The sequence below is a fragment of the Paracoccus pantotrophus genome (assembly GCF_008824185.1).
GTDB lineage: Bacteria > Pseudomonadota > Alphaproteobacteria > Rhodobacterales > Rhodobacteraceae > Paracoccus > Paracoccus pantotrophus.
The window spans coordinates 1,169,838-1,192,915 of sequence record NZ_CP044423.1; the positions used below are offsets into that span (position 1 = coordinate 1,169,838).

The 23,078-nt window shown below is 69.2% G+C and carries 21 protein-coding genes, 1 tRNA gene, 1 pseudogene and 1 riboswitch; of the genes and pseudogenes, 14 read left to right on the plus strand and 9 right to left on the minus strand.

Annotation, left to right across the window (positions count from 1 at the left end):
* Window positions 1-161: 161 nt before the first annotated feature.
* The 3 genes and pseudogenes from ESD82_RS05645 to metK form a co-directional block, all read left to right on the plus strand.
* Window positions 162-1,709, plus strand: a pseudogene (locus ESD82_RS05645) (DEAD/DEAH box helicase); the annotation flags it as partial.
* A gap of 702 nt (window positions 1,710-2,411) precedes the next feature.
* Entirely contained in the window at window positions 2,412-3,866 is a 1,455-nt protein-coding gene (lnt, locus tag ESD82_RS05650; protein WP_231486619.1) for an apolipoprotein N-acyltransferase, read from the plus strand.
* 31 nt (window positions 3,867-3,897) lie between these two features.
* Window positions 3,898-3,946, plus strand: a riboswitch (SAM-SAH riboswitch).
* A gap of 5 nt (window positions 3,947-3,951) precedes the next feature.
* Complete coding sequence (gene metK, locus ESD82_RS05655) at window positions 3,952-5,118, plus strand: methionine adenosyltransferase (RefSeq protein WP_024843270.1); 1,167 nt, start codon at window positions 3,952-3,954, stop codon at window positions 5,116-5,118.
* Window positions 5,119-5,284: 166 nt separating this feature from the next.
* Here the strand turns inward: metK and ESD82_RS05660 are convergent, their stop codons facing one another.
* Window positions 5,285-5,911, minus strand: a complete 627-nt coding sequence (locus ESD82_RS05660) for a J domain-containing protein (protein WP_024843271.1) — start codon at window positions 5,909-5,911, stop codon at window positions 5,285-5,287.
* Between the two features lie 69 nt (window positions 5,912-5,980).
* On the opposite strand from ESD82_RS05660, the gene ESD82_RS05665 reads away from it, so the two are divergent.
* The 4 genes from ESD82_RS05665 to ESD82_RS05680 all read left to right on the plus strand — a co-directional run bounded on the left by ESD82_RS05665 (window position 5,981) and on the right by ESD82_RS05680 (window position 9,271).
* Window positions 5,981-6,232 carry a BolA family protein gene (locus ESD82_RS05665; RefSeq protein WP_024843272.1) on the plus strand — a complete coding sequence of 84 codons (252 nt, stop codon included), beginning with the start codon at window positions 5,981-5,983 and terminating at the stop codon, window positions 6,230-6,232.
* A gap of 81 nt (window positions 6,233-6,313) precedes the next feature.
* Window positions 6,314-7,279, plus strand: a complete 966-nt coding sequence (gene glpX / locus ESD82_RS05670; RefSeq protein WP_024843273.1) for a class II fructose-bisphosphatase — start codon at window positions 6,314-6,316, stop codon at window positions 7,277-7,279.
* A 51-nt stretch (window positions 7,280-7,330) separates the two neighbouring features.
* Window positions 7,331-9,073, plus strand: coding sequence for a single-stranded-DNA-specific exonuclease RecJ (gene recJ, locus ESD82_RS05675; RefSeq protein ID WP_147428792.1), 1,743 nt, complete (start codon window positions 7,331-7,333; stop codon window positions 9,071-9,073).
* Window positions 9,074-9,196: 123 nt separating this feature from the next.
* Window positions 9,197-9,271: transfer RNA gene (locus ESD82_RS05680), tRNA-Glu, on the plus strand.
* Window positions 9,272-9,859: 588 nt separating this feature from the next.
* On the opposite strand, the gene carB is transcribed toward ESD82_RS05680, so the two are convergent.
* The 4 genes from carB to ESD82_RS05700 all read right to left on the minus strand — a co-directional run bounded on the left by carB (window position 9,860) and on the right by ESD82_RS05700 (window position 14,979).
* Window positions 9,860-13,192, minus strand: a complete 3,333-nt coding sequence (gene carB, locus ESD82_RS05685; protein WP_147428791.1) for a carbamoyl-phosphate synthase large subunit — start codon at window positions 13,190-13,192, stop codon at window positions 9,860-9,862.
* Window positions 13,193-13,381: 189 nt separating this feature from the next.
* Complete coding sequence (locus ESD82_RS05690) at window positions 13,382-13,906, minus strand: TIGR00645 family protein (protein WP_024843276.1); 525 nt, start codon at window positions 13,904-13,906, stop codon at window positions 13,382-13,384.
* A 140-nt stretch (window positions 13,907-14,046) separates the two neighbouring features.
* Window positions 14,047-14,409: a cell division protein ZapA gene (locus ESD82_RS05695; protein WP_024843277.1), complete on the minus strand. Its 363-nt coding sequence runs from the start codon at window positions 14,407-14,409 to the stop codon at window positions 14,047-14,049.
* Between the two features lie 3 nt (window positions 14,410-14,412).
* Window positions 14,413-14,979: a hypothetical protein gene (locus tag ESD82_RS05700; RefSeq protein ID WP_244314463.1), complete on the minus strand. Its 567-nt coding sequence runs from the start codon at window positions 14,977-14,979 to the stop codon at window positions 14,413-14,415.
* A 187-nt stretch (window positions 14,980-15,166) separates the two neighbouring features.
* On the opposite strand from ESD82_RS05700, the gene hisB reads away from it, so the two are divergent.
* Both hisB and hisH read left to right on the plus strand, forming a co-directional pair.
* Entirely contained in the window at window positions 15,167-15,754 is a 588-nt protein-coding gene (hisB, locus tag ESD82_RS05705; protein WP_024843279.1) for an imidazoleglycerol-phosphate dehydratase HisB, read from the plus strand.
* Complete coding sequence (hisH, locus tag ESD82_RS05710) at window positions 15,754-16,383, plus strand: imidazole glycerol phosphate synthase subunit HisH (RefSeq protein WP_147428790.1); 630 nt, start codon at window positions 15,754-15,756, stop codon at window positions 16,381-16,383. The genes hisB and hisH overlap by 1 nt, the downstream gene beginning before the upstream one ends.
* Before the next feature lie 72 nt (window positions 16,384-16,455).
* Here the strand turns inward: hisH and ESD82_RS05715 are convergent, their stop codons facing one another.
* Entirely contained in the window at window positions 16,456-16,842 is a 387-nt protein-coding gene (locus ESD82_RS05715; protein WP_024843281.1) for a DUF2147 domain-containing protein, read from the minus strand.
* A 158-nt stretch (window positions 16,843-17,000) separates the two neighbouring features.
* Here ESD82_RS05715 and hisA point away from each other — a divergent pair, with 158 nt between their 5' ends.
* Genes hisA through ESD82_RS05735 form a run of 4 tightly spaced genes read left to right on the plus strand, consistent with a single transcriptional unit; the run spans window position 17,001 to window position 19,333 of the window.
* Entirely contained in the window at window positions 17,001-17,717 is a 717-nt protein-coding gene (hisA, locus tag ESD82_RS05720) for a 1-(5-phosphoribosyl)-5-[(5-phosphoribosylamino)methylideneamino]imidazole-4-carboxamide isomerase (protein WP_024843282.1), read from the plus strand.
* Window positions 17,718-17,743: 26 nt separating this feature from the next.
* Complete coding sequence (hisF, locus tag ESD82_RS05725; RefSeq protein ID WP_147428789.1) at window positions 17,744-18,505, plus strand: imidazole glycerol phosphate synthase subunit HisF; 762 nt, start codon at window positions 17,744-17,746, stop codon at window positions 18,503-18,505.
* Window positions 18,502-18,828, plus strand: a complete 327-nt coding sequence (locus ESD82_RS05730; protein WP_024843284.1) for a phosphoribosyl-ATP diphosphatase — start codon at window positions 18,502-18,504, stop codon at window positions 18,826-18,828. Before hisF ends, ESD82_RS05730 begins: the two co-directional genes overlap by 4 nt.
* 4 nt (window positions 18,829-18,832) lie before the next feature.
* On the plus strand, window positions 18,833-19,333 hold the full coding sequence (locus ESD82_RS05735; RefSeq protein ID WP_147428788.1) for an MgtC/SapB family protein: 501 nt from the start codon (window positions 18,833-18,835) through the stop codon (window positions 19,331-19,333).
* Here the strand turns inward: ESD82_RS05735 and rnd are convergent.
* The 3 genes from rnd to ESD82_RS05750 all read right to left on the minus strand — a co-directional run bounded on the left by rnd (window position 19,330) and on the right by ESD82_RS05750 (window position 22,557).
* Window positions 19,330-20,502: a ribonuclease D gene (rnd, locus tag ESD82_RS05740; protein WP_024843286.1), complete on the minus strand. Its 1,173-nt coding sequence runs from the start codon at window positions 20,500-20,502 to the stop codon at window positions 19,330-19,332. The two genes, ESD82_RS05735 and rnd, sit on opposite strands and share 4 nt — an antisense overlap.
* 124 nt (window positions 20,503-20,626) lie before the next feature.
* On the minus strand, window positions 20,627-21,757 hold the full coding sequence (tgt, locus tag ESD82_RS05745; RefSeq protein WP_147428787.1) for a tRNA guanosine(34) transglycosylase Tgt: 1,131 nt from the start codon (window positions 21,755-21,757) through the stop codon (window positions 20,627-20,629).
* 44 nt (window positions 21,758-21,801) lie between these two features.
* Entirely contained in the window at window positions 21,802-22,557 is a 756-nt protein-coding gene (locus ESD82_RS05750; protein WP_147428786.1) for a GNAT family N-acetyltransferase, read from the minus strand.
* A 100-nt stretch (window positions 22,558-22,657) separates the two neighbouring features.
* Here ESD82_RS05750 and msrB point away from each other — a divergent pair, with 100 nt between their 5' ends.
* Entirely contained in the window at window positions 22,658-23,056 is a 399-nt protein-coding gene (gene msrB / locus ESD82_RS05755; RefSeq protein WP_024843289.1) for a peptide-methionine (R)-S-oxide reductase MsrB, read from the plus strand.
* The last annotated feature ends 22 nt before the right edge of the window (window positions 23,057-23,078 follow it).

The window sequence follows — 23,078 nt, forward strand, 5'->3', positions numbered from 1 at the left end:
CGGGTTTTCGGCTAGGCCCGCCCTGTCTGCATCCGGCAGGCAAGGCGAGGGGCGTGCGGAAATTGCGTCCCGACCCGCCGCGACAATCCGGTTTCTCCGGAAGCGGCGATGGACGCAAGCACGGCGCGGGCTGTCCCGCGCATTTGATACGAAAGCCCTGAATGACCAAGTTTTCCGATCTGAAGCTGGACCCCAAGGTTCTGAAAGCCATCGCCGAGGCCGGCTATGAGACGCCCACGCCGATCCAGGCCGGGGCGATTCCCCCGGCGCTGGAAGGGCGCGACGTGCTGGGCATCGCCCAGACCGGCACCGGCAAGACCGCCAGCTTCACCCTGCCGATGATCACCCTGCTCGGCCGCGGCCGCGCCCGCGCCCGGATGCCGCGTTCGCTGGTGCTGTGCCCGACGCGCGAACTGGCCGCCCAGGTGGCCGAGAATTTCGACATCTATGCCAAGCACACCCGACTGACCAAGGCGCTGCTGATCGGCGGCGTTTCCTTCGGCGAACAGGACAAGCTGATCGACCGCGGCGTGGACGTGCTGATCGCGACGCCCGGCCGGCTGCTGGATCATTTCGAGCGCGGCAAGCTTCTGCTGACCGGCGTGCAGATCATGGTGGTGGACGAGGCCGACCGGATGCTCGACATGGGCTTCATCCCCGATATCGAGCGCATCTTCCAGCTGACGCCCTTTACCCGGCAGACGCTGTTCTTCAGCGCCACCATGGCGCCCGAGATCGAGCGCATCACCGACACCTTCCTGCATGCGCCCGAGCGCATCGAGGTCGCACGCCAGGCCACCACCAGCGAAACGATCACCCAGAAGCTGATCGAGATCACCCCGACCCGCCGCGACCAGACCGCGAAGCAGAAGCGCGAGTTGCTGCGCGCCCTGATCCGGGCCGAGGGCGAGGGGCTCAAGAACGCCATCATCTTCTGCAACCGCAAGACCGAGGTGGACATCGTCGCCAAGTCGCTCAAGGCGCATGGCTTCGACGCCGCGCCGATCCACGGCGACCTGGACCAGCGCCACCGCATGGCGACGCTGGACGGGTTCCGCGAGGGCACCTTGCGCTTCCTGGTCGCCTCGGACGTGGCGGCGCGCGGGCTCGACATCCCGGCGGTCAGCCATGTGTTCAACTTCGACTTGCCCAGCCATGCCGAGGATTACGTCCACCGCATCGGCCGCACCGGCCGCGCCGGGCGGCTGGGCACCGCGATCTCGATCGCGACGCCCGCGGACGAGAAATACCTGGGCGCCATCGAATCGCTGGTCAAGCAGACCCTGCCCCGCGCGCCGGTGCCCGAGGGCTTTGCCCTTTCCAGCGCCGCCCAGGGCGCGCCGCGTCCGGCGCGCGAGACCGGCCGCAAGGAACGCGGGCGCGACCGCGACCGCCGCGGCCGGCGCGACGACAGCGAACAGCGCGCCCAGGCGCCCATCCAGGCCCACGAGCCGCGCGCCGAGGCCAGGCCCGCCGAACAGGCCGAGCGCCGGCACGACCGGGCGCCCCGCGAGGAGCGCAGGGATGAACGCCGGGACGAGCGCCGCGAACGCCATGGCGAGCGTCACGACCGGCGCGAGGACCGCCGCACCGACCGCCATCCGGTCATGGGCATGGGCGAGCATATGCCCGAGTTCCTGACCCGCAGCTTCCGTCCAGGCTTCCGCGACCCCGTCGAGGAATCCGCCATCGAGGAAACCGCCGCCGAGCCACCGCGCGAGGATGTCGCACCTGAGCAGGCCGCCGAGCGCCCGTCCGCCGAACGCAAGCCCGGCAAGCGCCGCCGGGGGGAATCCGCCCGCACCAAGCCGGCCGCGCAGCCTGCCGAGGCCGCGGCCGCGGAGCCGACCGCCGAGCCCGGCCCCGTGCCCGCCGAGGCTCCGATCCCGGCCCCGGCCGAAGCCTTGGCCGAACCGGCGATCCAGCCCGCGGAACCGGTAGCGGAACCGGCACCTGAACCGGAAACGGCCCCGGAAGCCGCGCCCGGGGAGGCCGCCTCCGCCGAACCGGCGGCCGAGCCCGAAGCCAAGGAAAAGCCTGTGCGCAAGCGCAAGCCGCGCACCCCCAAGGCCAAGGCCGACGCTGCCGCCGACGCCGACGCTGCGGCGATCCCGGCAGAGGCGGAACAGCCCGCGCCCGAACAGCCGGAAGCCGAAGCCGAAGCCAAGCCGGCCCGCAAGGCGGCAAAGAAGCCGGCCAAGCCCCGCGCGCCGCGCAAGCCCAGGGCCAAGGCGGCCGAGGCCGAAGCGATCACCCCCGGCGACGCAGCCGGCACCGATGCGGCGCCGAGCCCGGACGATACCACCGCCGGGGCCTGAGCCGGTTCCATGGCCCCTCCGGCCTGCACATCGCCATCGCGACGCGGGCGCCCGTCCTGGGCGATGCTCGCCCTTGGCGCGGGGCTGGGGGCCATGGCCGCGCTGGGTCAGGCGCCCTGGGATCTCTGGCCGCTGACCCTGCTGGCGCTGGCGCTGCTGTGCCGGCAGGTGGCGCGGGCCGAAACGCCCCGCGCCGCGGCCTGGCACGCCTTTGCCGCCGGGCTGGGCCATTTCGCGCTGGCGATGTCCTGGATCGTCGAGCCCTTCCTGGTCGAGCCCGAGACCTATGGCTGGATGGCCCCCTTCGCGCTGGTGCTGACCGCGGCGGGCGGGGCGCTGTTCTGGACTGCGCCGGCCTGGCTCGCCGCCCGGCTCGCGCCGGGCTTTCCCCGGCAGGGGCTGGGCTTCGCCGCCCTGATGGTGCTGTCGGACTGGATGCGCGGCTGGATCTTTACCGGCCTGCCCTGGGCGCTGACCGGCCATGTCTGGATCGACACCCCCGCCGGGCAGGTCGCGGCCACGCTTGGCGCGATCGGGCTGTCCGGCCTGACCATGCTGGCCGCCGCCCTGCCCCTGTGCTTTCGCCGGCCCGGCCGGTTGCCGGCCCTGCCCGGCACGGTGCTGGCCCTGCTGGTCGTCGCCACCGCCTGGAGCGCGGGGCTGGCGCGGCTGGCCCACCCCCTGCCGCCCGATACCGGCTTGCGGCTGCGGCTGGTCCAGCCCGACGCCACCCAGGCGCTGAAATGGGATCCCTGGTGGTCCGAGGTGTTCTTCCGCCGCCTGCTCGACCTTTCGGCCATCCGCGACCCCGACATGCCGCCGCCGGATGTGGTGATCTGGCCCGAAACGGCGGTGAACTTCCTGCTGGAACAATCCGGCACCGCCCCGCAGGACATCGCCGCCTATGTCGGCGCCCCGGTCGTGTTGGGCATCCAGCGGGTCGAGGGCAGCCGCTATTTCAACAGCCTGGCCGAGTTCTCGGCCCAGGGCATCGGCCCGGTCTATGACAAGTTCCACCTGGTGCCCTTTGGCGAATACACGCCCTGGGGCGATGTGATGGCGCGGTTCGGCATCCGCGCCTTTGCCGCGCAGCACGGCTTCGGCTATTCGGCCGGGCCGGGACCGCAGGTCATGCGCCTGCCCGGCCTGCCGCCGATGCAGCCGCTGATCTGCTACGAGGCGGTGTTCTCCCATCACCTGATCGCCGGGGAAGACCGGCCGGGCTGGCTTTTGCAGGTCACCAACGACGCCTGGTTCGGCCAGCTCTCGGGGCCATGGCAGCATCTGGCGCAGGCCCGGCTGCGCGCCATCGAATCGGGCCTGCCGCTGATGCGGGCGGCCAATACCGGCGTCTCGGCGGTGATCGACGCGCGCGGGGGCTTGCGCGCCACGCTGGGCCTGAACCGCGCCGGGCGCATCGACGCCGCCCTGCCCGGCGCGCTGCCGCCGACGCCCTGGTCGCGGCTGGGCGACTGGCCGGCCGTGGCGCTGGCGCTGGCGGCCTTCCTGCTGGCCGCCCTGGGGCGGCGGCGCAAGTTGCGCAGTTGACGGCGGCGGGCAGGTCCACTAACGCTTCGCCTGACCGTCACAACGGCTTCCTGGCGTGGCGGCGTCATTTCAACGGAGCATCTTCATGGCCAGACAGGACTATGTGTTCACCTCGGAATCCGTCTCCGAGGGCCACCCCGACAAGTTGTGCGACCAGATCTCGGACGCGGTGCTCGACGCGCTGCTGGCCGAGGATCCGGCCGCCCGCGTCGCCTGCGAAACCTTCGCGACGACCGGCACCGTGGTCATCGGGGGCGAGATCGGCCTGACCGACCAGAAGAAGCTGGGCGAATACATGGGCCGCATCAGCGAGATCGCCCGCGAGACGATCCGCGACATCGGCTACGAGCAGGAAAAGTTCCACTGGAACACCTGCCATGTCCACAACTACCTGCACGAGCAATCCGCCCATATCAGCCAGGGCGTCGACCGCGACGGCGCCGGCGACCAGGGCATCATGTTCGGCTATGCCGTGGACGAGACGCCGGAACTGATGCCCGCGCCGATCCAATATGCCCACGCGATCCTGCGCCGCCTGGCCGAGGCGCGCAAATCCGGCGCCGAGCCGACGCTGGGCCCGGATGCGAAGTCGCAGCTGAGCCTGCGCTACGAGAACGGCAAGCCGGTCGAGATCACCAGCCTGGTGCTGTCGCACCAGCACAAGGACGAAAGCCAGAGCTCGGATGACATCCGCGCCATCGTCGAGCCCTATATCCGCGAGGTGCTGCCCGCGGAATGGCTGACCGAGAGCACGGAATGGTGGGTGAACCCGACCGGCACCTTCGTGATCGGCGGGCCGGATGGCGACGCCGGGCTGACCGGGCGCAAGATCATCGTCGATACCTATGGCGGCGCGGCACCGCATGGCGGCGGCGCCTTCTCGGGCAAGGATCCGACCAAGGTGGACCGCTCGGCCGCCTATGCCGCGCGCTACCTGGCCAAGAATGTCGTCGCGGCCGGCCTGGCGAAACGTTGCGTGATCCAGCTGTCCTATGCCATCGGCGTGGCAAAACCCCTGTCGATCTATGCCGACACCTTCGGCACCAGCGAGATCCCCGAGGCCGAGATCGAGCGCGCCGTCTCGCGGGTCATGGACCTGACGCCGCGCGGCATCCGCGAACATCTGGCGCTTTGCCGCCCGATCTATCGCCGCACCGCCGCCTATGGCCATTTCGGCCGCAGGCCCGATGCGGATGGCGGCTTCTCCTGGGAGCGGACCGATCTTGTCGAGGCCCTGAAGCGCGAGTTGTAAGGCCGCAGGGGGGGCTTTGCCCCCGCCGCGCCGGCGCGCGGCTCCCCCAGGATATTTGGACAAGAAAGAAGCCCAGGCCCCGGCTGCTTCTTCCTTGGGCAAATATCCTGCGGGGGAAGCTCGCCGGGCCTGCCCGGCGGGCGCGGGGGCGCAAAGCCCCCGTCCTTCAGTCCTTGAAGCTGCGGCTGTCCTTGATCTGGTCCCAGGCCCAGACCACCTCTTGCAGCCGATCTTCGTCCGAGCGGTCGCCGCCATTCATGTCGGGATGAAGATCCTTGACCAGGGACTTGTATTGCTTGCGGATCTCGGCGCGGGTCCAGCTGTCCTTGGCCTCGAGGATCTCCAGCGCCCGGCGCTCGGTCGGCGGCAGCTTGCGCGCGCTGCGGGTGCGCAGTTCGGGATTGGTGCCGTTCGCCCCCAGGATCTCCAGCGGATCGTCGATGCCGTGGCGCGCCCATTTCTGTTCCTGCGCGGCGCGGCCGAAGGGCTTGGTCGGGCGCTCCCAGACCGTGGCATTGTCCAGGAATTCCTGGAACTCGGCCTCGGACTGGCCCTGGAAATAGTTCCAGTTCAGGTTGTATTCGCGCACGTGCTCCTTGCAGAACCAATAGTATTCGTCCAGCGCGCGCGGCGATTTCGGCGCGCGGTACTGGCCGGGCTGGTCGCAGCCCTCCTTGTCGCATTGCCGCGTCGAGGTTTCGAAGGCGCCGGACATGCCGCGCCGGCCCTTGGCCCGGCGTTTCTTGTCCGAGGCCGCGGAAATGTCGAATCCGAACGGGTCGCTGTTGCTCATCTGCCTGCCTTGTCCTGAACGGGACAGGCAGTTTAGGCTATTTCGCGGGACATGAAAGGGGGCAAGCGCATGATTGCCGACGAGATGCGGAAAAGACTGGCCGAGCTTCAGCCGTCGCGGCTGGACATCATCGACGAAAGCGAAAGCCATCGCGGCCATGGCGGCTGGCGCGAGGGGGGCGAGACGCATTTCCGCATCCGCATGGCCAGCGCCCGCTTTGCCGGGCTGGGCCATGTCGCGCGGCACCGGCTGGTGCATGCCGCATTGGGCGACATCGTGCCGCGCATCCATGCGCTTGCGCTGGAACTGGCGGAAAACTGACCCGTTAGCGCGCGCAGGCTTGCCGGGCCGAGGCCCCGGGCGTAGAAGCCCGGAAAGCCGGTAAGCACAAGGAATTTCCCGATGACCTCGCCCAAGGATTTCAACGATCGCATGCTGTCGCTCGGCCTTGCCCGTGTCAGCGAGGCCGCCGCCCATGCCTCGGCGCGGCTGATCGGCCGCGGCGACGAGAAGGCCGCCGACCAGGCGGCCGTCAACGCGATGCGCGACCAACTGAACATGCTCGACATCAAGGGCGTCGTCGTCATCGGCGAGGGCGAGCGGGACGAGGCGCCCATGCTGTTCATCGGCGAGGAGGTCGGCACCGGCCAGGGCCCGGCGGTCGACATCGCGCTGGACCCGCTGGAAGGCACCACGCTGACCGCCAAGGACATGCCCAACGCCCTGACCGTCATCGCCATGGCGCCGCGCGGCACGCTGCTGCATGCGCCCGACGTCTACATGGAAAAGCTGGCCATCGGCCCCGGCTATCCCAAGGACGTGGTCAGCCTGGACATGACCCCGTCCGAGCGGGTGCGGGCGCTGGCCAAGGCCGGCGGCGTCAAGGACAGCGACATCACCGTCTGCATCCTGGAACGGCCCCGGCACGAGGATCTGGTGGCCGAGGTGCGCTCGACCGGCGCGGCGATCCGGCTGATCACCGATGGCGACGTGGCCGGCGTGATCCATTGCGCCGAGGCCGAACTGACCGGCATCGACATGTACATGGGATCGGGCGGCGCGCCCGAGGGGGTGCTGGCCGCCTCGGCGCTGAAATGCATGGGCGGGCAGATGTGGGGCAAGCTGCTGTTCCGCAACGACGATGAAAGGGCGCGCGCCGCCAAGGCCGGCATCACCGACCTGGACCGCGTCTATTCGCGCGACGAAATGGTCACCGCCGACGTGATCTTTGCCGCGACCGGGGTGACGAACGGCTCGATCGTGGCCGGCGTCAAGCGCGAGCCGCATTACCTGCAGACCGAAACCATCCTGATGCGTTCGAAGACCGGCTCGGTGCGGCGGATGATCTATCGCAACCCGATCAGGTAAGCCTTGGCGGACGGGGTTGAACCGCGGGCGGTCATGGGGGATGAAGCCCGCATGACCGCCTTTCTTTCCGTAGAATCTTCGCTGACCGGCCGCCTCTGGCGCGGTCCCGATGCCATGCTGGAACGCGCCGCCGAGGCGCTGGCCCAGGACAGCCGCCTGCCGCTGCCCGTCAGCCGTGTGTTGGCCGCGCGCGGCGTGCCCGCGCATGAGGCGCCGCTTTACCTCGATCCCAAGCTGCGCGACCTGCTGCCCGACCCCTCGGACCTGCGCGACATGGACAAGGCCGCCGAGCGGCTGGTCGCCGCGGTGCTGGCCGGCCAGCGCATCGCCATCTTCGCCGATTACGACGTGGATGGCGGCGCCTCGGCCGCATTGCTGCTGGACTGGCTGCGCCGGCAGGGGCGCGACGCCACGCTCTATATTCCCGACCGCATCGACGAAGGTTACGGCCCGAACGCCCCGGCCATCGCGGCGCTGTCGCGAGATCACGACCTGATCGTTTGCGTCGATTGCGGCACGCTCAGCTTTGATGCCTTGGCGGCCTCGACCTGCGACGTGATCGTGCTGGACCACCACCAGGGCGGCGAAACCCTGCCGCCGGTACTGGCGGTGGTGAACCCGAATCGCGCCGACGAGGATGGCAGCCTGGGCCATCTCTGTGCCGCCGGCGTGGTGTTCCTGACGCTGGTGCGCTGCAACGGCCTGCTGCGGCGGGGCGGCCATGCGCAGCCCGACCTGATCCCGCTGCTCGACCTGGTGGCGCTGGCGACGGTGGCCGACGTGGCGCCGCTGGTGGGGGTGAACCGCGCCTTCGTGCGGCAGGGGCTGCTGATCATGGCCCGGCGCGAGCGCCCCGGCCTGGTGGCGCTGTCGGACGTGGCGCGGCTCGATTCGGCGCCGAATGCCTTTCACCTGGGCTTCCTTTTGGGGCCGCGCATCAATGCGGGCGGCCGTGTCGGCCGCGCCGACCTGGGGGCGCTGTGCCTGTCCTGCACCGACAGCCGGCAGGCCGAGCGGCTGGCGGCCGAGCTGGACGCGCTGAACCGCGACCGCCGCGCCATCGAAGCCGCCGTGCGCGACGAGGCGCTGGCCCAGGTCGAGGCCCGCGTCAGCGACGGCCTGGTCGCCTGGGCGGCGGGCGAGGGCTGGCATCCCGGCGTCGTCGGCATCGTCGCCGCGCGGCTGAAAGAGGCGACCGGCTTGCCCGCGGTGGTGATCGGGGTGGATGGCGGCATCGGCAAGGGCTCGGCCCGCTCGGTGCCCGGCGTGGACCTGGGCCGCGCCATCCAGCGCCTTTCGGCCGAGGGGCTGCTGCTGAAGGGCGGCGGGCATGCCATGGCGGCCGGGCTGACCGTCGAGGAGGCCAGGATCCCCGCGGCCATGGAGCGCCTGTCGCAACTGCTCTCGCGCGAGATGGCCGAGCGTCCCGGCGCGGGCGAGCTGCGTATCTCGGGGCTTCTGGATCCCGCGGGCGCCACGGTCGAGCTGATGCAGATGCTGGAGCGCGCCGGCCCCTTCGGCCAGGCCGCGCCGGCACCGCGCTTTGCCTTCGCCGAGCAGCTGATCGACAGCACCGGGGCGATGGGCGACAGCCACCTGCGCCTGCGCTTCCGCAGCCCCGGCAGCCCGGTCCTGGAGGCGGTAGCCTGGGGCGCGATGAACGGCCCGCTGGGCCCCGCTCTGCTGGGCGCGAGGGGGCGTCGCTTCCACCTGGCGGGCAAGCTGGAACTCACGCAATGGGGCGGGCGCGAGCGGGTGCGGCTGCGCCTGGATGACGCCGCGCCGGTGGGCTGAGCCCCCGCCGCCGGCCAGGAAAAAACTTTGGCATGATGTGATTTTTCCGCTTGCAGCCCCGCGGCAGAGAACCTAAATACCGCCCCACGCCGCAGGGCAAGACCCGGCGGATACAGAAAAAGTGGCCCGTTCGTCTATCGGTTAGGACGTCAGGTTTTCAACCTGAAAAGAGGGGTTCGACTCCCCTACGGGCTGCCACTTCCTCTTTTCATCAGCATGGCTTTCCAACCCTGGGGCGGACAAGGCGCCGCGCCGCGACCGCGATGAGCGTTCGGTCGTGCACAGGCCCTGCCAAAACTGCGATCCCAAATCCCAGGGCCCTGCTGCGCGTTCCCGCGACGGCAGGTCCATACGGCCCCTCCAACAGGTTGCCGACAAAGGATCTTGCGCCCGTTCGGTGAGGGAATTGGTCCCCAATCTGGCCCAACTCGGCCGGAAATTCGGGTTTTCCGGGCCATTTGGAGGCGCGTTTCCCGGCTTCCAAAGCCAGGTCGCGATACTCGGGCGATTTTTCAGCGGCCTGTCAAACCGCCAGGTTGCGGATCGTCCGCGCGGGCGGCCGCGGCGACCGTATCAGGCAATGGATGCCCAGGCCGAAGGTTTGCCACCCCTGCCGATCCGGCCTGGACGAACGCGCGATCCCGCATCTGTGCTGCGGAGCCGCGCATGATCCCGCTCGGCAAGCTGGCCGAGTGGCCACCGGCACTCCTGCCCGGAAAGGCCGGGCAGCGGTCGTGTTAGGGAACCGGGGGCAGCATGAGGCCCCCGAACAACCCCATCCCGGCGCTAGGCCTGAAGCGACCTCACCCCGACTTCGCCTTCGCCGCGCGACTTGATCGCCGCGACCGCGGCGATGCTGCCGGCGGCGGTCGTGTAATAGGGGATCTTGTCGTTCAGCGCGACCGCGCGGATCTCGCGCGAATCGGCGATGGCCTGGGCGCCCTCGGTGGTGTTCAGCACCATGGCGATCTCGCCGTTCTTCAGCCGGTCCACGATGTTCGGGCGGCCCTCATAGACCTTGTTCACCAATTCGGTCTCGACCCCCGCACCGCGCAGGAACTCGGCCGTGCCGCGGGTCGCGACCAGCTTGAAGCCCATGGCGGTCAGCTCGCGCGCCGCTTCGGCCAGTTCGGCGGTCTTGTCGGCATCGCGGACCGAGACGAAGACCAGCCCGGCCTCGGGCAGCTGCGTCCCCGCCCCCATCTGCGCCTTGAGGAAGGCGCGCGGGAAGCTGCGGTCCCAGCCCATGACCTCGCCGGTCGAACGCATTTCCGGGCCAAGCAGCGTATCGACGCCGGGGAAACGGGCAAAGGGCAGCACCGCCTCCTTGACCGAGAACCAGGGCGTGTTCGGATCGGCCAGCGTCAGCGGATCGGCAAAGGGCAGCGGATCGTCGGGGCCGACGCCCTCGGGATAGGCCGCGCGGGCGGGGAAGTTCGACATCGGCTCGCCCGCCATCAACCGCGCGGCGATGGACGCAATCGCGCTGTCGGTGGCCTTGGCGACGAAGGGCACGGTGCGCGAGGCGCGCGGGTTCACTTCCAGCACATAGATCGCGCCGTCCTTCAGCGCGAATTGCACGTTCATCAGCCCGACGACGTTCAGCGCGCGGGCCATCGCCTCGGTCTGGACCTTCAGCTCGGCGATGGTCTCGGCATCCAGCGTATGCGGCGGCAGCGAGCAGGCCGAGTCGCCGGAATGCACGCCCGCTTCCTCGATATGCTCCATGATGCCGGCGACATGCACGGTCTTGCCGTCGGACAGCGCATCGACATCGACCTCGATGGCGCCCGAGAGATAGCTGTCCAGAAGCACCGGGCTGTCGCCGGAAACCTGCACCGCCTCGCGGATATAGCGGTTGAGCTGGTCCATGTCGCGCACGATCTCCATCGCGCGGCCGCCAAGCACATAGGACGGGCGGATGACCAGCGGGAAGCCGATGCGCTGCGCGATCTCGATGGCCTCGGCGTCGGAATGGGCGATGCCGTTGATCGGCTGCTTCAGCCCCAGGTCGTTGAGCAGCTTCTGGAAGCGCTCGCGGTCCTCGGCCAGGTCGATGGCGTCGGGCGTGGTGCCGAGGATCGGGATGCCCTCCTCCTCCAGCGCATTGGCCAGCTTCAGCGGCGTCTGGCCGCCGAACTGGACGATGACGCCGTGCAGCGTGCCGTTCTCCTGCTCGACCGCCAGGATTTCCAGCACATGCTCCAGCGTCAGCGGCTCGAAATACAGCCGGTCCGAGGTGTCGTAATCGGTCGAGACCGTCTCGGGGTTGCAGTTGACCATGATCGTCTCGTAGCCGGCCTTGGTCAGCGCGAAACAGGCATGGCAGCAGCAATAGTCGAACTCGATGCCCTGGCCGATGCGGTTCGGGCCACCGCCCAGGATCACCACCTTCTTGCGGTCGCTGGGCCGGGCCTCGTTTTCCACGTCGCCCATCGCCGGGGCTTCGTAGGTCGAATACATATAGGGGGTCTGGGCCTCGAACTCGGCCGCGCAGGTGTCGATGCGCTTGAAGACCGGGTGCAGGTCATGGGCGCGGCGGGCCTGGCGCACCTCGGCCTCGGCCTTGCCGGAAAGCTTCGCCAGCCGGGCATCCGTAAAGCCCATCATCTTCAGCCGCCGCAGGCCCTCGGCATCCTCGGGCAGGCCCTCGGCACGGACCCCGGCCTCGGCATCGACGATCTCGCGCAGCCGGGCCAGGAACCAGGGGTCGAAACTGGTCGCGTGCTGGATCTCGTCGTCGGAAAGCCCGTGGCGCATGGCCTGGGCGATCAGGCGCAGCCGGTCGGGGGTCTGCTGGCTGATCGCCTTGACGATGGCCGCCTTGTCGGGCGCGCCGGGGATCTCGATCTCGTCGAGCCCGGTCAGCCCGTTCTCCATCGAGGTCAGCGCCTTTTGCAGCGATTCGTGGAAGCTGCGACCGACGGCCATGACCTCGCCCACCGATTTCATCGCCGTGGTCAGCTCGGGCTTGGAGCCGGGAAACTTCTCGAAGGCGAAGCGCGGGATCTTGGTCACGACATAGTCGATCGAGGGCTCGAAGCTCGCCGGCGTGACCTTGGTGATGTCGTTGTCCAGCTCGTCCAGCGTATAGCCCACCGCCAGCTTGGCGGCGATCTTGGCGATGGGGAAGCCGGTGGCCTTCGAGGCCAGCGCCGAGGACCGCGACACGCGCGGGTTCATCTCGATCACCACCATGCGGCCGTCCTTGGGATTGATCGCCCATTGCACGTTCGAGCCGCCGGTCTCGACCCCGATCTCGCGCAACACGGCGATGGAACCGTTGCGCATGCGCTGGTATTCGCGGTCGGTCAGGGTCAGCGCCGGGGCGACGGTGATCGAATCGCCGGTATGCACGCCCATCGGATCGACGTTCTCGATGGAACAGACGATGATGGCATTGTCGGCGCGGTCGCGCACGACCTCCATCTCGTATTCCTTCCAGCCCAGCAGGCTCTCGTCCACCAGCACCTGCGCCACCGGCGAGGCCTCCAGCCCCGAGCGCACGATGCGCTCGTAATCGTCGCGGTTATAGGCGACGCCGCCGCCGGTGCCGCCCAGGGTGAAGGCGGGGCGGATGATGGCGGGCAGGCCGATCTCCTCCAGCGCCTCCATGGCCATCGAAACCCCGGCCGCGATGTCATAGCGGCCGTTCGGATGCTTGGGCGCGGCGACGATGGTGGCGCGCGGGTTCTCCAGGCCGATGCGGTCCATGGCCTCGCGGAACAGCTTGCGGTCCTCGGCCATCTCGATGGCGGCGCGCTGCGCGCCGATCAGCTCGACGCCGTAGCGGTTCAGCACGCCCATGTCGGCCAGCGCCAGTGCGGTGTTCAGCCCGGTCTGCCCGCCCATGGTCGGCAAGAGCGCGTCCGGCCGCTCCTTGGCGATGATCTTCTCGACCACCTCGGGGGTGATCGGCTCGATATAGGTCGCATCCGCCATCTCGGGATCGGTCATGATCGTGGCGGGGTTCGAGTTCACCAGGATGACCCGGTAGCCCTCTTCACGCAGCGCCTTGCAGGCCTGGGCGCCGGAATAGTCGAATTCGCAGGCCTGGCCGATGACGATGGGACCGGCACCGATGATCAGGATGGATTTGATATCGGTTCTTTTCGGCATGGCGGTCCCCAGGGCTAGCGGCTGATAAATCGTCCGGGGTTATAGCCATGGCGGGCGAAGTCGCAAGGGTCCGCGCCGCCCGCCCGGCCAAAAATCCGCGGCCATGGCAAGGGGCAGCGCCGATCCTGCGCCGCCCTGCCCTTCTTCGTTCCCCCAATACCCATGCGGCCGCGCAGCCGGCCCAAGGGTTCAGGCCTGGGACGCCTTGGCCTTCTTCAGCGTCTTGCCATGGCTCGCGATCCAGTCCATCGCCGCCAGCAGCACGCCCGAGACCACGAAGACCAGGTGGATCACCACCATCCAGCGGATCTGTTCAGGGGCATATTTGCCGACATCCATGAACACCTTCAGCAGGTGGATGCCCGAAATCGCCACGATCGAGGCCACCAGCTTCAGCTTCAGCGCCGAGAAATCCACCTCGCCCTGCCACTCCGGCCGGTCCTCGTGTTCGCTCAGGTCCATGCGGCTGACGAAATTCTCGTAGCCGGAAAAGATCACGATCAGCAGAAGGTTCGCCGCCAGGCTCAGGTCGATCAGCGCCAGCACCCCCAGCACCGCATCGTTGACCGTCATCACCGGCAGGATGCCGATCAGATGCCAAAGCTCCAGCGCAAAGACCCAAAGCAGGATGAGCAGCGACAGCGCCAGACCGACATAGATCGGCGCCATCATCCAGCGGCTGGCGAAAAGGCTGCGTTCGAGAAGGCGTTCCATGAATGCTCCTGAATGGATGGTCGGCCCGCGCTATACAGCCAGGACCGCACCGGCCAAAAGGGGGCACGGGCGCGCACCCCGGCCCCGAGCCCGCCGTTTCACCGTTTCTGAATATCCTCCGCACTCGGCGGGGCCGGCGCTCAATCCGCCAGCTGGTCTTCGGCCTTCTGCGCCAAGGCCTCGGCCCGCGCGGCAAGTTCGGCCATGGCCTCGCCCAGGCTTTCGGGCACTACCGGCACCTCGACGCGCTGCGGATTGGCCTTCAGCCGCGCCAGTTCGCGCTCCAGCGAGGCCAGGCGATCCTCCAGCGCCGAGGTCCGATCGGCCAGCATCAGCCCCGACAGCAGCAGAAGCCGCGGCTCGGGCATCCGGCCTGCCTGCTCCAGAATCACCCGCGCCTCGGCATCCAGCAGGCCGGCGGCGCGCTTGAGCAGCCGCTCCTCGCCCTCCTGGCAGGCCAGGGTATAGGACTTGTGCCCGATCGAGAAATCCACTTCCGCCATGGTTCAGCCCCTTTCTCCGTCCAGCCCCGCATCGGCATGCTCGGCCATTCCGGTCGGGCCCGGCGCCGGCGTATCCCCCGAAACGCCCGCGTCGGAGGCGGGGGCTTCGATCATGCGGTCCAGCGCATCGACGATCTCGCCCATCTGCGCGACCTCGGCAGCGCGGGCGGCGCGCAGCGATTCGATCTCAGCCTCCAGCGCGCGGCGGGCCTCGTCCGGTGCCCCGTCCCCCTGCCGCGCCGCGATCAGCGCGCGGTTTGCCTCGGTCAGCGCCTCGTTGGCGGCCGAGAGCCGCGCGGCCTCCTCGCCCGCCTCGACCAGGCGCCGATGCGCCTCGGCCAGCCTCTGCTCGCAGGTGGAAAGCGTGTCGGACTGGCGCGCGTGCAGGGCGGCAAGCTCTTGCGAAAGGCGGCGGTTTTCGGCCTGGAGCTCGTGCAGCTGCAAGGCGGCATCCGCATCCGCCGGAACGGGCTGCGGGGCTTGCCGGGCCGCGGCGCGGTCCAGGAACTGGTCGATCCGGTCCAGCGCCGCGATCAGCCGCTTTTCGCTGAGGTTCAGGTCATCTCTCATCGGCCAGGATCCTTTCGGGTCGCTTGTCCTCGGGGCTCGCCTTCCACTTTTCGCATTGCCCCGGCCATATGACAAGAACGGGCGGGAGGCGGCGGGGTTTCCCGCCGGGGCCTGCGGCGCCGCATCGGCTTTTCAGCCGCCGGAACGGACCCTATAAGGCGGCAAGCCTGCATGAGGAGAGGACGCGATGCGCCGCGCAAAGATCACCCGCGAGACGGCCGAGACGCAGATCGAGGTCGAACTGGACCTTGACGGCAGCGGCCGCTACGACAACCGGACCGGCGTCGGGTTCTTCGACCACATGCTGGACCAGCTGGCCCGGCATTCGCTGATCGACCTGGCCGTGCGCGCCCAGGGCGACCTGCATGTCGACGACCACCACACGGTCGAGGATACCGGCATCGCCATCGGCCAGGCGCTGACCCAGGCTCTTGGCGACAAGCGGGGCATCCGGCGCTACGGCGCCTTCCACCTGGCCATGGACGATGCGCTGGTGCGCGCGGCGCTGGACCTGTCTGCGCGGCCCTATCTGGTGTGGAACGTGGATTTCCCGGCGCAGAAGATCGGCAGCTTCGACACCGAGCTGGTGCGCGAGTTCTTCCAGGCGCTTTCGACCCATGGCGGCATCACCCTGCATGTGGACCGGCTGCACGGGCTCAACGCCCATCACATCGCCGAGGCCAGCTTCAAGGCCGTGGCCCGCGCCCTGCGCGAGGCGGTCGAGCCCGACCCGCGCATGGCCGGCGTGCTGCCCTCGACCAAGGGGGCGCTGTGATGCGGGTGGCGCTGGTCGATTACGACAGCGGCAACCTGCATTCGGCCGAGAAGGCCTTTGCGCTGATGGGACGCGAGGCGGGGGCCGAGGTGATGGTGACCTCCGACCCCGAGACGGTGGCCCGCGCCGAGCGCATCGTGCTGCCGGGCGACGGCGCCTTTCCGGCCTGCCGGGCGGCGCTGGACGCCGTGCCCGGCATGGTCGAGGCGCTGCACGAGGCGGTGATCGCCCGCGCCGTGCCCTTCATGGGCATCTGTGTCGGCATGCAGATGCTGGCCGAGGTCGGGCATGAGTATCGCGACACGGCCGGCCTGGGCTGGATCGGCGGCGAGATCGACGCCATCGACGCCCCCGGACTGAAGGTGCCGCATATGGGCTGGAACGACCTCAGGGTGCTGCGCCCGCACCCGCTGCTGGACGGCATCGCCACCGGCGATCACGCCTATTTCGTGCATGGCTGGCAGTTCCGCGTCGCCGATCCCGCGCATCTGCTGGCCACCGCCGATTACGGCGGGCCGGTGACGGCGGTGGTCGGGCGGGACAATATCGTCGGCACCCAGTTCCATCCCGAAAAATCGCAAGCCGTGGGGCTGCGCATCATCGGCAATTTCCTGCGCTGGCGCCCCTGAGCCGCCTTGGCGCCGGGGGCTGTCTGCCCCCGGACCCCCGAGGATATTTGGACAAGAAAGAAGCCGGGACCGCTATTTGACCTTGATCCAGCGTTGCGTCTTGCAGAACACCGCCACGCAGCCCGAGACGTTCAGCGTCTTGCCGTCGAGCTGCATCTTCGACTTGTAGGTCTTGTCGGCGCCGGGATCCCAGATCGTGCCGCCCGAGAACTTGCCGCCGCCCTCGTCGGTCATGCCGGCGACGATGTTCTTGCCCTCATGGGGCGACTTGATCTGCTTGCCCGCCTTGTCGAAGCTTCTGACCAGCCGGCCGCAATACTTGCCGCCGCAGTCGTAGAACTCGACCATGCCGACATTGCCGTCGTCATTGGCCTGGGTCTGGAAGATGCCGCCGATGCCCTGGGCCTGCGCGGTGGTGCCCGCAAGCGCGAGCAGCGTGGCAAGAGCCAATGTCCTCATGGTGATTCCCCCCTCCCCAGGGTTATGGTCCGGGCCGCAGGATGGGCGCGCCCCGGGCCGTCGATCAAGCCTGACGTGAGGTCGCAGCGGCCGGCGCGGGGCCTTTCGGATCGGCGCGGCCTGTGGCAAAGGGGCGCCACGCTATCAGGAGAGATGCGATGATCCTTTATCCCGCGATCGACCTCAAGGACGGCAATTGCGTGCGCCTGCTGCGCGGCGACATGGAGGCGGCGACCGTCTTCGGCACCGACCCCGCCGCGCAGGCCCGCGCATTCCAGGATGCCGGGGCGGAATGGCTGCATCTGGTCGACCTGAACGGCGCATTTGCCGGCAAGCCGGTGAATGCCGCCGCGGTCGAGGCGATCCTGGCCGCCGTCGCGGTGCCGGCCCAGCTGGGCGGCGGCATCCGCGACATGGCGACCATCGAGGCCTGGCTGAAGCGCGGCCTGGCGCGGGTGATCCTGGGCACCGTGGCGGTCGAGCAGCCCGGCCTGGTGCGCGAGGCGGCAATGGCCTTTCCCGGCCAGATCGCGGTCGGCATCGACGCGCGCGGCGGCCGGGTGGCAACGCGCGGCTGGGCCGAGGAGACCGACGTGATGGCCGTCGACCTGGCGCATCGCTTCGAGGACGCCGGCGTCGCCGCGATCATCTATACCGATATCGACCGCGACGGCGCCATGGCCGGCCCCAACATCGCCGCGACCGAGGCCTTGGCGCGGGCGGTCAACATTCCGGTCATCGCCTCGGGCGGGGTGTCCTCGATGCAGGATCTGATGGCGCTGCGCGCCACCGGGGTCATCGCCGGGGCGATCTCGGGCCGGGCGCTTTACGACGGCGCCATCGACCTTCACGCGGCGCTGAAGGCGCTGGCCTGAGCGCGGCGGGCGAGGTAACAAGGCATATGCTGAAGACCCGTGTGATCCCCTGCCTGGATGTCGCCGATGGCCGCGTGGTCAAGGGCGTGAATTTCGTCGATCTGATCGATGCCGGCGACCCGGTCGAGGCGGCGCGCGCCTATGACGCCGCCGGCGCGGACGAGATCTGTTTCCTCGACATCCATGCCACGCATGAGAATCGCGGCACCATGTACGACCTGGTGACGCGCACCGCCGAGGCCTGCTTCGTGCCGCTGACCGTCGGCGGCGGCGTGCGCAGCCACCAGGACGTGCGGGCGCTGCTGCTGGCGGGTGCCGACAAGGTCAGCTTCAACTCGGCCGCCGTCGCCGACCCCGACGTGATCGCCGAGGCTGCCGACCGTTTCGGCAGTCAGTGCATCGTCTGCGCCATCGACGCCAAGACCGTGGCCCCGGGAAAGTGGGAGATCTTCACCCATGGCGGCCGCAAGCCGACCGGCATCGACGCGGTGGAATTCGCCCGCACCGTCGCCGCCAAGGGCGCGGGCGAGATCCTGCTGACCAGCATGGACCGCGACGGCACCAAGTCGGGCTTCAACATCCCGCTGACCCGCGCCGTCGCCGATGCGGTGAGCGTGCCGGTCATCGCCTCGGGCGGGGTCGGGATGCTGGAGCACCTGGCCGAGGGCGTGCTGGAAGGCCATGCCTCGGCGGTGCTGGCGGCCTCGATCTTTCATTTCGGCACCTTCACCGTGCGCGAGGCCAAGGAACACCTGGCCGCCGCCGGCATCCCGGTGCGGCTGACATGAGCGGCCCCGCGCAGACCGGCCTGCACCGCCTGGCCGAGACCATCGCGGCGCGCAGGGGCACCGATCCCGAGACCAGCTGGACCGCCAGGCTGCTGGCCAAGGGCCCCGAAAAATGCGCCGAGAAATTCGGCGAGGAGGCCGTCGAAGCGATCATCGAGGCGGTCAAGGGCGACCGCGAGCGGCTGATCTCCGAGGCTGCCGATACGCTTTATCACCTGCTGGTCATGCTGGCAGCGCGCGACGTGACGCTTGCGGACGTGGAAAATGAACTCGACCGGCGCGAGGGGCGTTCGGGGATCGAGGAAAAAGCGTCTCGAAAGTGACAATATGCTGGACATGCTGGCGGGCGAGTTCTCGCGCCCCATGAGCCTGCCCGCCGGCGTGGTCGCCCTGCGGCTGACCATGGCGGTTCTGCTGGGCGGGGTGATCGGCTGGGAGCGCGAGGTGAAATCCCGCGCCGCCGGGCTGCGCACCCATATGCTGATCGCCTTGGCTGCGGCCTGCTTCACGCTGGTCGCGCTGGAGCTGGTCGATTTCAGCCCGGCAAGCGAGGGCCAGCAGCGCACCGACCCCTTGCGGCTGATCGAGGCGGTGACGGCGGGCGTGGCCTTCCTGGCCGCGGGCTCGATCGTCATCAACAAGGGCAATGTGCGCGGCATCACCACCGGCGCCTCGATGTGGCTTTGCGGCGCCGTCGGGCTGTGCTGCGGCACCGGCGACTTGCGCCTGGCGCTGATGGCCACCGCCATGGCGCTGGTGGTGCTGTATCTGGTCCGGATCGTGGTCAGCCCCGCCGCCCGCAAAGCGGCGGAGGCGGACGAGAATTAAGGGGCCACCGGCACCACCTTGACCGCACCGCCCTGGGCGGAAAGCGCGATCTCGCCCGCCGCCAGCCGCAGCGCGTCGCGGCCGAAGACCTCGGCCCGCCAGCCATGCAGCGCCGGCAGGTCGCGTGCGCCCGAGGCAATGGCGTCCAGGTCCGAGGCCGAGGCGATCAGCCGCGGCGCCACCCCGGCCGCATCGGCCTTGGCCTTCAGCAGCACCCGCAGCAGATCCGCCAACGCGGCATTGCCCGGACGGCCCGGCTCCTCGGGGGCGGGCTTGGGCAGGTCGCGCGCCTCGACCCCGGCCTTGACCGCGGCCAGGATGCCGCTTGCGATCTCGCCCCGGCGGGCGTCGCGCAGAAGCAGCCGCGACTTGGCCAGATCGGCCTCGGAGAGCGGCTTGGTCGAGGCCAGCTCGATCAGCGCATCGTCCTTGAACACGCGGGCGCGGGGGATGTCGCGTTCCTGGGCAAAGCTTTCGCGGAAGCGCGCGAGTTCGCGCACCACGGCCAGGAAGCGCGGCGAGCCGGAGCGGGTGCGCACCCGCTCCCAGGCCTCCTCGGGGCGGGTGATATAGGTTTCGGGGTCCAGCAGCACCGCGACCTCCTCGGCCAGCCAGGGCGCGCGCCCGGTCTTGTCGAGCTGGGCCGAGAGGAACTCGTAGATCGCGCGCAGATGCGTCACGTCGGCCAGCGCATAGGCGGCCTGGGCATCCGAAAGCGGCCGGTGCGACCAGTCGGTGAAACGCGAGGACTTGTCCAAGGGCTGGCGGGCGATCTTCTTGACCAGCGTCTCGTAGCCGACCTGCTCGCCGAAGCCGCAGACCATGGCGGCGATCTGGGTGTCGAACAGCGGGTCAGGCATCACGCCCGCGTCGTGGAAGAAGATCTCCAGATCCTGCCGCGCGGCGTGGAAGACCTTGACCGTCGCCTTGTGGCGGAAAAGGTCGTAGAGCGGTTCGAGCGACAGCCCCTCGACCAGCGGGTCGATCAGCACGGCAGAGCCGCCCGGCGCCTTCGCGGCCGAGGCCGGCGGCAACGCCGCCTGGATCAGGCATAGCCGGGAATAATAGGTCCGCTCGCGCAGGAACTCGGTGTCGAGCGTGACATAGGGCTGGGCCTTGGCCAGGGCGCAGAACTCGGCCAGTTCGGCCGTGGTGGTCAGGGTGCGGATCTCGGGCTTTTGATCGTTCGTGGCTTTTGCGGGCATAGGGTTCCTTCGGGGGGCGGTCCTTCCGCCGGCGATTCCCTTGGGGATTATCGAAGGTTCGCCGAAATTCAAGGCACGACCCGGCGTTTCAGAGCGGTTCGATGTCGCCCTGTGCCCGCATTGCCTCGAATCGGGCAACGAAACCGGCCAGGGTGCCGCTCGCGATGGCGTCACGCAGCCCGGCCATCAGTTCCTGGAAGTAATGCAGGTTGTGCCAGGTCAGCAGCATGCCCGAGATCATTTCGCCGGCGCGGAAGACGTGGTGCAGATAGGCGCGGCTGTAGCCGGCGCAGGCCGGGCAGGTGCAATGCTCGTCCAGCGGACGCGGATCGTCGGCATGGCGCGCGTTCTTGATGTTGACCTGCCCGCGCCGGGTCCAGGCCTGCCCCGTGCGACCCGAGCGCGAGGGCAGCACGCAATCCATCATGTCCACGCCGCGCAGGACCGCGCCGACGATGTCGTCGGGCTTGCCCACGCCCATCAGGTAGCGCGGCCTGTCCTGCGGCAGAAAGCCGGGCGCATAGTCCAGCACGCCGAACATCGCCTCCTGCCCCTCGCCCACGGCCAGCCCGCCGATGGCATAGCCGTCGAAGCCGATCGCCTTCAGCGCCTCGGCCGATTCCTCGCGCAGCTCGCGGGTGACGCCGCCCTGCATGATGCCGAACAGCGCGTGGCCGGGCCGGTCGCCGAAGGCGTCGCGGCTGCGCTGCGCCCAGCGCATCGACATGCGCATGGATTTCGCCACCACCTCCTCGGAGGCGGGCAGCGCCGGGCATTCGTCGAAGGCCATGACGATGTCCGAGCCCAGCAGGCGCTGGATCTCCATGCTGGTCTCGGGCGAGAGGTGGTGCTTGGAGCCGTCGACATGGCTGGAGAAGGTCACGCCTTCCTCGGTCAGCTTGCGCAGGCTGGACAGCGACATGACCTGGAAACCGCCCGAATCGGTCAGGATCGGCCGCGGCCAGTTCATGAACCTGTGCAGCCCGCCCAGCCGGGCGATGCGCTCGGCACCCGGCCGCAGCATCAGGTGATAGGTATTGCCCAAGAGGATGTCGGCACCGGTGGCGCGCACCGATTCGGGCAGCATGGCCTTGACCGTGGCGGCGGTGCCCACCGGCATGAAGGCGGGGGTGCGGATCTCGCCCCGCGGCGTCTGGATCACGCCGCTGCGGGCGCGGCCGTCGGTGGCCTGGACGGTGAAATGGAATCTGTCGCTCATGCCTGCGCAGATAGGGGGTTTCGCCGGCGGATGCAAAGCCGCCCTTACGCCCCGGCCGCGCGCAACAGTTTCGCCCGTTCCGGGGGAATGGCCCCGATCTCCAGCCCGGTGAAGACATGCAAGGTATCCATCTGCCGGTCCACCACCGCATGATCGCTGACCCAGCCCCCCATGGCGAGGTAGGAGCGCAAAAGCGGCGGCATCGCCGCCATCGCCCGGCGCGGATCCGCCTGGCGCAGCCGCAGCGCGCGGGCAAAGCGAAAGACCTGCGGTGCCTTGACCCGCGGCAGCCAGCGTTTCGGCGCCAGGTGCCGCTCGCGCAGCATGGCGAAGGCATCCTCGTAGCCGTGGATGTCGGTGCCGGCAAAGCTGGAGCAGCCGAACAGCATCTCGATGCGCGCGTCGTCGACATGCCGGGCCAGCGCGCCCCAGGCCAGGCGTAGGATGTCGGAGTCGCGCCATTGCGGGTGGATGCAGAAGCGGCCGATCTCGACCATCGGGCCGCGGAAATCGCGCAGCCGCGACAGGTTATAGTAGCGCGCCGAATAGCTGTCGCCGATCTCGGCCCCGCCGGACAGGGTGAGCATGCGGAAGCAGGCGACCAGCCCGCCGCCGGCCTTGTCGCGAATCAGCACATGGCTGCAACGGTCGTCGTAATCGTCGGCATCCAGCAGCGATGCGCCCCCGCCATCGCCGCGCCGGCCCAGAAAGCAAAGCCAGCGCAGGCGCTGCGCCTCGCGGATCTCGGCTGCGCCTTCGGCAAAGCCGACCTGGTAGCGGCCCTTGTTGAGTAACATCATGGCGTTCCCGCCCGGCCCGTGAACCGGCCCCGCTCCGACTTGTTAACAACCGTTCTGCGCCTATCTTGTAACAGCAGCATGGCAGGATTGAAGGGCCAAGATGTCGGAACGGATCATCAAGAGCGACGCGGAGTGGCAGGCAGAGCTGGACCCCGAAACCTATCGCGTGACCCGGCAGGCAGGGACCGAGCGGCCGTTCTCGCATCCGGGCTTTCCGCAGGGACCGGGGCATTACGAATGCACCTGCTGCGGCGCGCGGCTGTTCGAGGGCGACGCCAAGTTCGAAAGCCATTGCGGCTGGCCCAGCTTTTCCCGCCCCAGCCCGGCGGGCCAGATCGACGAGCATCGCGACACCAGCCACGGCATGATCCGCACCGAGGTGCGCTGCCACCGCTGCGACGCGCATCTGGGCCATGTCTTTCCCGACGGTCCGCCGCCGACGGGGCTGCGCTATTGCATCAACGGCGTGGCGCTGCGCTTCGTACCGGAACCCGGCTGAAACGGAAAAGGGCGCCGGTGGG

Excerpts from the sequence above, each read along its gene's own strand:
- ESD82_RS05730 (WP_024843284.1), top strand. The coding sequence starts at position 18,502 with ATGAGCGGCCCCGCGCAGACCGGCCTGCACCGCCTGGCCGAGACCATC.
- glpX (WP_024843273.1), top strand. The coding sequence starts at position 6,314 with ATGACCTCGCCCAAGGATTTCAACGATCGCATGCTGTCGCTCGGCCTT.
- hisB (WP_024843279.1), top strand. The coding sequence starts at position 15,167 with ATGCGCCGCGCAAAGATCACCCGCGAGACGGCCGAGACGCAGATCGAG.
- hisF (WP_147428789.1), top strand. The coding sequence starts at position 17,744 with ATGCTGAAGACCCGTGTGATCCCCTGCCTGGATGTCGCCGATGGCCGC.
- tgt (WP_147428787.1), bottom strand. The coding sequence starts at position 21,757 with ATGAGCGACAGATTCCATTTCACCGTCCAGGCCACCGACGGCCGCGCC.
- msrB (WP_024843289.1), top strand. The coding sequence starts at position 22,658 with ATGTCGGAACGGATCATCAAGAGCGACGCGGAGTGGCAGGCAGAGCTG.
- ESD82_RS05700 (WP_244314463.1), bottom strand. The coding sequence starts at position 14,979 with ATGAGAGATGACCTGAACCTCAGCGAAAAGCGGCTGATCGCGGCGCTG.
- ESD82_RS05690 (WP_024843276.1), bottom strand. The coding sequence starts at position 13,906 with ATGGAACGCCTTCTCGAACGCAGCCTTTTCGCCAGCCGCTGGATGATG.
- ESD82_RS05695 (WP_024843277.1), bottom strand. The coding sequence starts at position 14,409 with ATGGCGGAAGTGGATTTCTCGATCGGGCACAAGTCCTATACCCTGGCC.
- ESD82_RS05750 (WP_147428786.1), bottom strand. The coding sequence starts at position 22,557 with ATGATGTTACTCAACAAGGGCCGCTACCAGGTCGGCTTTGCCGAAGGC.
- lnt (WP_231486619.1), top strand. The coding sequence starts at position 2,412 with ATGGCCGCGCTGGGTCAGGCGCCCTGGGATCTCTGGCCGCTGACCCTG.
- ESD82_RS05660 (WP_024843271.1), bottom strand. The coding sequence starts at position 5,911 with ATGAGCAACAGCGACCCGTTCGGATTCGACATTTCCGCGGCCTCGGAC.
- metK (WP_024843270.1), top strand. The coding sequence starts at position 3,952 with ATGGCCAGACAGGACTATGTGTTCACCTCGGAATCCGTCTCCGAGGGC.
- hisA (WP_024843282.1), top strand. The coding sequence starts at position 17,001 with ATGATCCTTTATCCCGCGATCGACCTCAAGGACGGCAATTGCGTGCGC.
- hisH (WP_147428790.1), top strand. The coding sequence starts at position 15,754 with ATGCGGGTGGCGCTGGTCGATTACGACAGCGGCAACCTGCATTCGGCC.
- ESD82_RS05715 (WP_024843281.1), bottom strand. The coding sequence starts at position 16,842 with ATGAGGACATTGGCTCTTGCCACGCTGCTCGCGCTTGCGGGCACCACC.
- ESD82_RS05735 (WP_147428788.1), top strand. The coding sequence starts at position 18,833 with ATGCTGGACATGCTGGCGGGCGAGTTCTCGCGCCCCATGAGCCTGCCC.
- ESD82_RS05665 (WP_024843272.1), top strand. The coding sequence starts at position 5,981 with ATGATTGCCGACGAGATGCGGAAAAGACTGGCCGAGCTTCAGCCGTCG.
- carB (WP_147428791.1), bottom strand. The coding sequence starts at position 13,192 with ATGCCGAAAAGAACCGATATCAAATCCATCCTGATCATCGGTGCCGGT.
- recJ (WP_147428792.1), top strand. The coding sequence starts at position 7,331 with ATGACCGCCTTTCTTTCCGTAGAATCTTCGCTGACCGGCCGCCTCTGG.